8 protein-coding genes, 3 tRNA genes and 1 pseudogene are annotated in these 10,168 nt (G+C 72.5%); 6 read left to right on the top strand and 6 right to left on the bottom strand.

All coding sequences use genetic code 11. The features are described 5' to 3' along the window. Window positions 1–2 precede the first annotated feature (2 nt). Window positions 3–254 (bottom strand): phosphoribosylformylglycinamidine synthase subunit PurS, encoded by a 252-nt coding sequence (purS, locus tag ACWDYJ_RS29135; RefSeq protein WP_008740952.1) that lies wholly within the window; start codon window positions 252–254, stop codon window positions 3–5. Window positions 255–574: 320 nt separating this feature from the next. On the opposite strand from purS, the gene ACWDYJ_RS29140 reads away from it, so the two are divergent. From ACWDYJ_RS29140 to ACWDYJ_RS29165, 6 genes are all read left to right on the top strand, one after another. Continuing rightward, on the top strand, window positions 575–892 hold the full coding sequence (locus ACWDYJ_RS29140; RefSeq protein ID WP_451568570.1) for a histone-like nucleoid-structuring protein Lsr2: 318 nt from the start codon (window positions 575–577) through the stop codon (window positions 890–892). A gap of 88 nt (window positions 893–980) precedes the next feature. Then, window positions 981–1,052, top strand: a tRNA-Gly gene (locus ACWDYJ_RS29145). A 77-nt stretch (window positions 1,053–1,129) separates the two neighbouring features. Next, a tRNA-Gly gene (locus tag ACWDYJ_RS29150) sits at window positions 1,130–1,202 on the top strand. Window positions 1,203–1,406: 204 nt separating this feature from the next. Continuing rightward, window positions 1,407–2,648: a sensor histidine kinase gene (locus ACWDYJ_RS29155; RefSeq protein WP_451568571.1), complete on the top strand. Its 1,242-nt coding sequence runs from the start codon at window positions 1,407–1,409 to the stop codon at window positions 2,646–2,648. After that, window positions 2,645–3,256: a response regulator gene (locus ACWDYJ_RS29160; protein WP_451568572.1), complete on the top strand. Its 612-nt coding sequence runs from the start codon at window positions 2,645–2,647 to the stop codon at window positions 3,254–3,256. Before ACWDYJ_RS29155 ends, ACWDYJ_RS29160 begins: the two co-directional genes overlap by 4 nt. A gap of 22 nt (window positions 3,257–3,278) precedes the next feature. Then, a tRNA-Gly gene (locus ACWDYJ_RS29165) sits at window positions 3,279–3,351 on the top strand. Between the two features lie 64 nt (window positions 3,352–3,415). On the opposite strand, the gene ACWDYJ_RS29170 is transcribed toward ACWDYJ_RS29165, so the two are convergent. From ACWDYJ_RS29170 to ACWDYJ_RS29190, 5 genes and pseudogenes are all read right to left on the bottom strand, one after another. Further along, window positions 3,416–4,327, bottom strand: coding sequence for a phosphoribosylaminoimidazolesuccinocarboxamide synthase (locus ACWDYJ_RS29170; protein ID WP_451568573.1), 912 nt, complete (start codon window positions 4,325–4,327; stop codon window positions 3,416–3,418). An 84-nt stretch (window positions 4,328–4,411) separates the two neighbouring features. After that, entirely contained in the window at window positions 4,412–5,899 is a 1,488-nt protein-coding gene (locus tag ACWDYJ_RS29175) for a N,N-dimethylformamidase beta subunit family domain-containing protein (protein ID WP_451568574.1), read from the bottom strand. A gap of 143 nt (window positions 5,900–6,042) precedes the next feature. Beyond that, the gene (locus ACWDYJ_RS29180) at window positions 6,043–7,725 is read right to left on the bottom strand and encodes a hypothetical protein (RefSeq protein WP_451568575.1); all 1,683 of its coding nucleotides are present in this window, start codon (window positions 7,723–7,725) and stop codon (window positions 6,043–6,045) included. Between the two features lie 310 nt (window positions 7,726–8,035). Next, window positions 8,036–9,289 carry a phosphoribosylamine--glycine ligase gene (gene purD, locus ACWDYJ_RS29185; protein WP_451568576.1) on the bottom strand — a complete coding sequence of 418 codons (1,254 nt, stop codon included), beginning with the start codon at window positions 9,287–9,289 and terminating at the stop codon, window positions 8,036–8,038. Between the two features lie 61 nt (window positions 9,290–9,350). Beyond that, window positions 9,351–10,168: pseudogene (locus ACWDYJ_RS29190) on the bottom strand (DNA polymerase III subunit gamma and tau); the annotation flags it as partial.

Below are 10,168 nucleotides of genomic sequence, written 5' to 3' on the forward strand. Positions count from 1 at the left end.
CGTCAGGCCTCGACCTTCACGGTGAAGTCTTCGATGACGGTGTTGGCGAGGAACGTTTCGGCCATCTTGTGGATGCGGTCGAGGGCGGCCTGGTCGACCGGTCCCTCCACCTCCAGTTCGAAGCGCTTCCCCTGGCGGACGTCGGCGATTCCCTCGAAGCCCAGGCGCGGCAGTGCACGCTGCACCGCCTGGCCCTGAGGGTCGAGGATCTCCGGCTTGAGCATGACGTCGACTACGACGCGTGCCACTGGCACTCCCGTGTGGTGGTTGGTGCGAAGGCGGTTCCATCAGCGTACCCGGCCGAAATTTCTACGCGGGTAGATATGGTGTGGCCTTGATCGCTGTGCGGTTTCGGCTTCACCAACGCTTCGCAAAATCCACCGGAAAACCATGCGTCCGGCATTGCGGCGGGACACGCGGGGAGAATTTACTGGGCTTCGCAATTCAATGAGAATCGCGGTACAAAGGAATCAGTCGGGATTCCGACGGTTTGACGCATTCCACCGAAACATCCATACAGGCGACATCACCGCACGTCAACGGGCGGTGACGACGCACGAAGGGACCGATATCCGTGGCGCAGCGCGTAGTAGTCACGCTCTCCGACGACATCGATGGCGGGGAAGCGGCGGAAACGGTCGTGTTCGCTCTGGACGGTAAGTCGTACGAGATCGACCTCAATGCGGCCAACGCAAAGAAACTGCGGAAGGGCCTCGCCCCCTTCGTGGCCGCCGGCCGCCGGCAGTCCCGCTCGGGGAAGACCTTCAAGCACACCGCCGTCGCCCCCGACCCGGCGGTCGTACGGGCCTGGGCCCGGTCGAACCAGTTCGAGGTGCCTCCGCGCGGGCGCATCCCGAAGCGGGTCTACGAGGCCTACAACGCGGCTCACTGAGAGCTGATTTGCCATCCACCCCCTCTGATCGGCTAGTGTGTGGATCACGCCGAGGGGCGAGGCCGACAAGCCGGATCCCGAGGGTCGTGCGGGTGTAGTTCAGTAGTAGAACACCCCCCTTCCAGGGGGGAGGCGCAGTGTGCAATTCCTGTCACCCGCTCTGCACGCTTTACCGACCACGGTTGTGGATCAGGTAGAGTGATGCTCGCACCGCACGGCTTATGCCGTCGCGAGCATGCGGACGTAGCTCAGTTGGTAGAGCACCACCTTGCCAAGGTGGATGTCGCGAGTTCGAGTCTCGTCGTCCGCTCAGAGAGCAAAGGCCCCGATCAATGATCGGGGCCTTTGTCGTATGTCCTGACGCGTCCTGCGCCCCGCGTCCTGTGTGCCACGTCACGTCACGCGCGATGACAAATGTCATCGCGCGTCCTGACAGTTCACACTGCACCCGATCATGGAGAGCGTGTTTGCTGTCCAGCGGGGCCGCGCCGGACGACCGGGAGGACGAGGGAATGTGTCGAAGCTGACCGGGTGGTGGAAGAACCGCAGCAGCGCGGCGAAGGTCGAGCTGTACACGCGCTGGTCGTTCCACTTCTTCGTGGTGATCGAGACCTTCGCGGTCCTGGCCGGGCTCGCCCAGGGGAGCAGCTGGGCCGTCACCGCCGCGCTGGTGCTGCCCCTGGGGGCGCAGATCGCCCTGTGCGGGGTGCTGTCCTCCCGCGCCCTGGACTGGGTGCTCGGCCGGCGGGAGCGGCCGGTGCGGCTGACGGTCGCGCTGATGGTCGTGACGGTCTCGACCTGCCTGGCCGTACTGGCGCTGCAGTCGGCGGGGCTCGTCACCCGGACGAACGTGTCCCCCACCCTCGTGATCAACACGGTCGGTTTCGCGACCGGTTCCGTGACGCTGACCCTGCGCAAGGTCCGTCACATGACCGCCGTCGCCCCCGCCGCGACGGCGCTGACGGCGGGCGCCGTGCTGGCGGCGGGGCTGCCCGCGCTGGACGCCCTCGGCTACGCCGTCGGCGTGTTCTTCGTCAGCCTGCTGCTGACCCTGGCCTGCGGGTTCTCGGCCTGGCTGCTGAAGACCGTCCACGAGCTCGACGACGCCCGCGAACTCCAGGCACGGCTGGCGGTGGCCGAGGAGCGGCTGCGGTTCGGGCGGGACCTGCACGACGTGATGGGGCGCAACCTGGCGGTGATCGCGCTCAAGAGCGAGCTCGCGGTGCAGCTGGCGCGGCGCGAACGCCCGGAGGCGGTGGACCAGATGATCGAGGTGCAGCGGATCGCGCGGGAGTCGCAGCGGGAGGTGCGCGATGTCGTACGCGGCTACCGGGAGGCGGATCTCACCGTGGAGCTGGAGGGGGCGCGCGGGGTGCTGAACGCCGCCGGGATGAACTGCCGCGTCGAGTTCGAGGCGGCCGGGCGCGCGCTGCCGGCCGAGGTGCAGTCGGCGCTGGGCTGGGTCGTCCGGGAGGCGACCACCAACGTACTGCGGCACGGGGACGCGCGCAGTTGCCTGATCCGGCTGACGGCGCACGAGCCCTCGGGCGCGGTGACGCTGCTCGTGGAGAACGACGGGGCGCCCGAGTCCCCCACTGGGCCGCCCGGCTCGGGCCTCGCCGGACTGCGGGAGCGGCTCGCAGTGGTGGACGGGACCCTGCTGGCGGGACCGGCCGAGGGCGGCCGCTTCCGGCTGCGGGCCGAGATTCCGGGCCGAGAACGCCGAGAACCGCTACGACAGGAGGTGCGGGCGTGAAACCCGTACGGGTACTGCTGGCCGACGACGAGCACCTGATCCGGGGCGCGCTGGCCGCGCTGCTGGCGCTGGAGGACGATCTGGTGGTCGTCGCCGAGGCCGCCTCGGGACCGGAGGCCCTGGCCATGGCGCGGGCCCACCGGCCGGACGTGGCGGTGCTGGACCTCCAGATGCCGGGCGCGGACGGTGTGAGTGTGGCCACATCGCTGCGCTCGGAACTCCCCGACTGCAAAACCATGATCGTGACCAGCCACGGCCGTCCCGGGCACCTGAAACGCGCCCTCGCGGCGGGCGTACGGGCCTTCGCGCCGAAGACGGTGTCGGCGCAGCGGCTGGCCGAGCTGATCCGGACCGTGCATGCCGGAGGGCGTTACGTCGACCCGGAGTTGGCGGCCGACGCGATCAGCGCGGGCGACTCGCCGCTGACCGCCCGGGAGGCGGAGGTGCTGGAACTCGCGGCGGACGGGGCACCGATCGCGGAGATCGCGGAGCGGGCGTCGCTGTCGAAGGGGACCGTACGGAACTACCTGTCCTCGGCGGCGACGAAGCTGGGCGCCGAGAACCGGCACACGGCGGTGCGTCTCGCGCGGGAGCGGGGTTGGGTATAGTTAGCCCCGCGCTACGGCGCATGCGGACGTAGCTCAGTTGGTAGAGCACCACCTTGCCAAGGTGGATGTCGCGAGTTCGAGTCTCGTCGTCCGCTCTGTAGAGGAGAAGCCCCCGGCCATCGCGGCCGGGGGCTTCTTCGTGTCCCGGGACCTGGTGTCTCAGGTCCAGCTCTTCCAGTCGTGGCCGGTGAGCCGCTCATAGGCCTCGATGTACTTGGCGCGGGTCTGCTCGACGACGTCCTGCGGCAGCGCCGGCGGGGGGAGTTCGCCCTTCGGGTCCCAGCCGGAGGCCGGCGAGGACAGCCAGTCGCGGACGAACTGCTTGTCGAAGGAGGGCTGCGTGCGGCCCGGCTCCCACTGGTCGGCGGGCCAGAAGCGGGAGGAGTCCGGGGTGAGCACCTCGTCGGCGGCGACCAGGGAGCCGTCCCCGTCGAAGCCGAACTCGAACTTGGTGTCGGCCAGGATGATCCCGCGCTCGCGGGCGATGTCCCGGGCGCGGCTGTACACGGCGAGGGTCGCCTGGCGCAGCTTGGCCGCCGTTTCGACGCCGGTGGTGCGCGCGACCTCCTCGTAGGAGACGTTCTCGTCGTGCTCGCCGACCTCGGCCTTGGCGGCCGGGGTGAAGATCGGGGCGGGCAGCTCGGAGCCGTCGACGAGCCCCTCGGGCAGGCCCAGTCCGCAGACGGTACGGGTCTGCTTGTACTCGGCGAGGCCGGAGCCGGTGAGGTAGCCGCGGGCCACGCACTCCACCGGGACCATGTCCAGGCTGCGGCAGATCAGCGTACGGCCGGCCCAGTCGGCGGGGGCGCCGGCGGGCAGCTCGGTGCTGATGACGTGGTTCGGGACGAGGTCCGCGAGCTGGTCGAACCACCACAGGGAGAGCTGGGTCAGGACGCGGCCCTTGTCCGGGATCTCCGTCGGGAGCACCCAGTCGAAGGCGGAGATGCGGTCGCTGGCGACCATGACGAGCCGGCCGTCCTCGTCGCGGTAGAGGTCGCGCACCTTCCCGGTGTGGAGGTGGACGAGGCCGGGCACCTGAACCGGCTCGGGCTTTTCGACGAATCCGGACACGGGGTCTCCCTGTGGTTCTGTACGAGCGCGCTCCCATTCTCCCGTACGGGGGTCCGTGCGCCTCTCAGGGGGTGACGGTGGGGGTCAGTCCCTCTTGCAGATCCGGTCGAGCAGATTGGCCGTGGCCCGCTGGATCCGCTCGTCGACATGGCCGGGGCGGTCGAGCGCCGGCGACCAGGCGAAGGTGCCGGACGCGAAGACCAGCGCGCCGCTGGGCGCCCGGTAGAGGGAGGTCTCCTGGTGGCGCTTGGCGCCCTCGCTGTCGAGGTACGGGGAGTGCGCGAGCAGGATCCGGTCCTGGTGCTCGGGGAGCTGGGTGCGCGGGAAGTACCGGTCGGCCTCGCCCGCCACCAACCCGTCGAGCTCGTCGTTCTCGGTGGCGCCGGTGGAGTCCCAGAGCCAGTGCGTGGCATTGCGCACGATGAGCGGCGCGGGCTCGGGGACCCGCCCCGCGTACTGGATGCCGAGGAGCTGCTGTTCCGGGCGGTCGACCTCGCGCCAGAGGCTGGGGCGGCCGGGGCCTCGGCGTTTTCGGCAGGTGAGGAGCCGGTCCGGCACGCCCGAGGGGGACGGGGCCAGCTCGACCTGCCAGTACATGGTGTTGGCGGAGAGGAAGACGAGCGAGGTGCCGTGGTCCCGGGCGCGCTCGGCGGTACGGCGCATGGGGACCGACCAGTACTCGTCGTGACCGGGGAAGACCAGGCCCCGGTAGCGGGTCGGGTCGACGCGGCCGGCGTGCAGGTCGCGCGCGTCGGCGTAGGCGAGGTCGTAGCCGTAGCGCTCGGCCCAGCGGATGAAGTCGTAGGCGTGCCCGACGTGCAGCGGCAGGCCGGCGCCCGCGTAGGGGCGGTCGAAGGAGACGGTCGTGGCGGCGTCCCCCTCGCCGAGCAGCCGGCCGTCCTCGTCCCAGGCGTGGTAGAGGCTGGCGCCGGTGCGGCCGTCCTCGGGGTAGAGGTTGTAGGCCTGCCAGGTGATGTCGGGGAGCAGGAGCAGCAGGTCGGCGGGGTGGTCGTCGCGGACCGTGAAGGGGACGTGGGAGCGGTAGCCGTCGGCGGTGGTCAGGACGGCGACGTACGCGCCGATGCTCCAGTACGAGGGGACCTGGAGCCGCCAGGACATCCACCAGTGGTGGCAGGAGACGGTGCGGTCGGCGGCCAGGGGTGCCGGCTGGACGATGCCCGACAGGCGCGGACTGGTGGTGATCTTGGACGCGCCGTCGCCGCCGTAGTGGCCGATCCGGTAGACGTCGACGGAGAACTGCTGGGGCGGGTCGACGGTGATGTGGAAGTCGATCGCCTCGCCGGGGGCCACGGCTCCGGTGGAGGTGAAGCCCTTGATCTGGCGGTGCACGTCGTCGGCGGTGAGGGGGCCGCCGTTGCCGCGGGGGCGGCCGCTCTGGCCGGTGCCCACGGCTGCCGCGGCCGGGTCCACGTACCAGGGCACGACCTGGCCGGTGTCGCCGAAGTAGAGCTCGCTGCCCCGGAACCACGGCAGGGGGCCCTGGCCGAAGGGGTCGGTCACCGCGTGCGCGAGCGCACCTGATTCCCAACGCCGGATCTGGTCCGCACCCATACCGCTCCCCTCCCTCGCTCCCCCGAACGGGCATTCATCCGCCCCAGCACATCACATAACGCACGCAGTCCGTCACCCTTCGTCGTGAATTGACGGGAACGGAACGTGCGGCGCTGCTTCGGGGCGGGAGTGGGCCGGCGCCCTCAGCCCAGGCGGACTGGCTTCTCCGGGCGTACGCCGAGCTCCGTGAGCCAGTCCCGCAGGGGCTCGGGATCCCCGTCCTCCACGAGGGAGAGCACCCTGGGCGCGAGGTCGGAGCGGCGCTCGCCGCCGACCAGCAGCACCGGGCCGTCGAGCCAGTCCAGCCCCGGACCGGCGCCCGCGAGGTCCACGGCCGAGCAGCACACCAGTGCCGTGACGTGGTCGGCCAGCAGATCCCGGCCGCTGCGCGGGGGCTGGAGCGGGAACAGCGGCATGGTGTCCGCGCCGCCCGGGGCCTTGCCCGTCGCCTTGCCGGACGCCTTGCCGGATGCCTTGCCCGTCGCCTTCCCGGATGCCTTCCCGGATCCGGCGCGGGGGTCCGTGGCGCGCTCCTCGCGGGCCAGATCGCCGCTCAGCCGCCCGGCGAGCGTCTCCGCCGCCGCGCAGTCGCCGGCCGGGTCGGTCAGGTACCCGAGCACCCGCTCCAGATTCGGTCCGGCGCTGCCCGGCGGCAGCCCCGCCGGGACGGCCAGCGCGTCCAGGGCCGCATGCAGCCGGGCCGCCTCCGTACGCCACTTGCGGTCCACGACCTCGTCCGGATACGCCGCCCACTCCACCGGCGACCAGTCCGGTCCGGCCGCGGCCGGTCCCCCGTGGAAGAGCCTCGCGGCCAGCAGCGAAGCCGCCTCGTCGACCGCTCCGGGCTGCTCCAGCAGATCGCACGCGGGGCGCTCGCCCAGGCGCGAGGTGTACCCCTCGGCCAGGCGGTCCCGGCGGGACAGTTCGGTCAACGCCGAGACGACCCCGGCGTCGAGGTGCGCCGGCCAGCGGCCCATCCGCCAGGCGGGCAGGGCGACCCGGGTCAGCAGCCGGTCCCAGCCCGCGTAGGCGAGGCCGACCTGCTCCTGGGCGACGATGCGCAGCCCGTAGTCCACACCCTGTGCGCGGTCCGAGGCGGCCGCGGCCACCCCGCGCTCCATCTCGGCCGCGTCCACCCGGCACAGCCGCAGCAGCAGCCGGGCGGGCCCGGCGATCCAGCCCAGGCCGGGCCGGCTCCCCACGTCCACCGCCGCGTCGAGGCCTCGTACGAAGCCACGCGCGTCGGCTATGTCCGGGTGCGCGGAGGGGCCCGTACCGGCGACGACCGGGGCGAGGACCGCCCGGAGCTCCGCCACCCGCATCCACCACAGGAACGGCGAGCCGATCACCAGCATCGGGGCAGCGCCCGGCTCGGACTCCGGCCCCTCGGATATGGCGCCCCGGCGGTGGGCGGGATGCGTGCGGTCCTCGAGCCAGCTGTCACAGTCCGGGGTCAGGGCTATGGCGGAGGGCGCGGGCACGTCCATCCGGTCGGCCAGATCCCGCACCAGCCGGTACAGGTCGGGCGCGGCCGCCTCGGACAGCGGCACCGTGGGCGTCACGGCGGGGCTCGCCCGCAGCACCACCGCGGCGAAGATCCCGCCGACCAGCAGCACCAGCGCGGCGACCGCGCAGACGACCAGCGTCACCACGGGCCATGGGTCCCCGGCCAGCCTGCCCGTCATCCGGGCGGCCACGAGGACCACCGCGACGGCGGCGGGCAGCAGCCCGACGGCCAGCGCCCTGCTGCGGACCCGCAGCACGGCGAGAGCCCGCGAACGCGCGGACGGCGCTCCTGCTTCTGCGATCGAACCGGTTCCGGACACGGCCGGACCTCACCCCCTCTGCCCTGCGGCGGCGTTGCTCACTCCCCCACTGTGACACCCGCCACTGACATCGCAATGCCGGTGGGCCATGTGCCGGAACGCTTGCGCCGCACCCTAGTTGGGGAGGAGGCAGCCGTCAGGCAGACCGGAAGACCATCACCCGATGGAATGGCTTTGGGTAAAGGTGGGTGCGTTCGAACGCGGCTGGATGCAGTCGACCGCCGACACGCACGGACACACGCACGGACACGCGCGCGGGCCCGGTGCGCATCTCCCGCGCACCGGGCCCGCTCCGCCACGGCCCTGCTGGTCAGCGGCCCTCGGCCGCCTTGGCGGCAATGTCCGTACGGTACTGGGAACCGTCGAGCCTGATCCGCGCGACGGCCTTGTACGCCTTCTCGCGGGCCTGCGCCAGATCCGAACCGGTCGCCGTCACCGACAGCACCCGCCCGCCCGCGCTGACGACCGTGTCGCCCTCGCTGCGGGTTCCCGCGTGCAGCACGTAGGCGTCGGGACCGTCCTCGGCCGCCACCTCGGCCAGGCCCTCGATCGGGTCCCCGGTGCGCGGGGTGTCGGGGTAGTTGTGGGAGGCGATGACGACCGTGACGGCCGCGTCGTCGCGCCAGCTCAGCGGGGGCTCGGCGGCCAGGGTGCCGTTGGCGGCGTTCAGCAGCACGCGCGCGAGCGGAGTGCGCAGCCGGGCCAGGACGACCTGGGTCTCCGGGTCGCCGAACCGGGCGTTGAACTCGATGACCCGGGTGCCGCGGCCGGTGAGCGCGAGGCCGGCGTAGAGCAGGCCGGAGAAGGGGGTGCCGCGGCGGCGGAGCTCGTCGACGGTCGGCTGGAGGACCAGCTCCATGACCTCGTCGACCAGCTTCGGGTCGGCCCAGGGCAGCGGGGAGTACGCGCCCATGCCGCCGGTGTTCGGCCCCTCGTCGCCGTCGAGCGCGCGCTTGAAGTCCTGCGCGGGCTGGAGCGGCAGCACGGTGACGCCGTCGGTGATGGCGAAGAGGGACACCTCGGGGCCGTCGAGGTACTCCTCGATGACGACGCGGTCGCAGGCCAGGGCGTGGGCGCGGGCCTCGGCCCGGTCGTCGGTGACCACGACGCCCTTGCCGGCCGCGAGACCGTCGTCCTTGACGACGTACGGGGCGCCGAAGGCGTCGAGGGCGGCGTCCACCTCTTCCGGGGTGGTGCACAGGTAGCTGAGGGCGGTCGGGACCCCGGCCGCGGCCATCACGTCCTTGGCGAAGGCCTTGGAGCCCTCCAGCTGCGCCGCCGCCGCGGACGGGCCGAAGACGGGGATGCCGGCCGCGCGGACGCTGTCGGCCACTCCGGCGACCAGCGGCGCCTCGGGGCCGACGACGACGAGGCCGACGCCGAGTTCGGCGGCCAGCCGGGCCACAGCGGTGCCGTTGAGGGCGTCGACCGGGCGCAGCTCCGCCACCTCGGCGATGCCGGCGTTGCCGGGAGCGCAGTACAGCGCGGAGACGTCGGGGTCGAGGGACAGAGAGCGGCACAGGGCGTGTTCGCGGGCGCCGCCGCCGATGACGAGGACCTTCACGCTGCTCAGCCTAGCCCGGACGGGCCGACCGGTTTCGTGCGGCCACCCCAATCAGGAGGGGCTACTCATTCGTGTATTCCTCCACAACGGTGGCTCCGAGCTCGCGAACGATCAGTTCGTGTCCGGTCAGCGCGCTGTCGACGAGGTCGGGGTCGTCGTCCTGCGCGACGTCGTCCTCGGGCGCGACCGGCGGGGGCGCCTGCTGTACGGGGGGCTGCGGCGCGGAGGCCTGCTGGTGGGGCTGGTGCGCCTGGTGGGGCGGCTGCTGCTGCGGCGGCTGGTACTGGGGGGCCGGGGCGGGCGGCGGCTGGCTGTAGGCGGGCGCGGGCGGGGCGGCGTAGGAGGACGTCTGCGGGGCCCCCTGCCCGCCGGGGCCTCCCGGGCTTCCGGAGCCTCCGGGGCCTCCGCCGCCCAGCACGGCGTCGATCTTCCAGTTGACCTGGAACTGCTCGGCCAGGACCGCCTTGAGGACGTCCTCGCTGCCGCTGCTCGCGAAGTTGTCCCGGGCTCCGACGTTGGGGAAGCCGAGCTGGAGGGTGGTGCCGTCGAAGCCGGCGATCTGGGCGTTCTGGCTGAGCAGGATCCAGGTGAAGCGACGGCGGTTCTTGACGGCCTCCAGGACCGCGGGCCACATCGCCTGGACCTGCCCGACGCCCGCGGCCATGCCGGGGGAGGGCGCGGCGGGGGCCGGGGCGGGAGCGGGGGCGGGAGCGGGGGCGGCGGCAGGGGATGCCGGGACCGGGGTGGCGGTCCGGGGTGCGGTGGCGCTGGGCCAGGCGCCGGGGGCGCCGCTGCCGGGCTGCGCCGCTCCCGGCCAGGCGCCGGGGGCGGCGGCGGCCGGAGCCGGGGCGGGGGCGGGGGCGGGCGGAGCAGATCGGA

This window comes from Streptomyces sp. NPDC003042 (genome assembly GCF_053591315.1).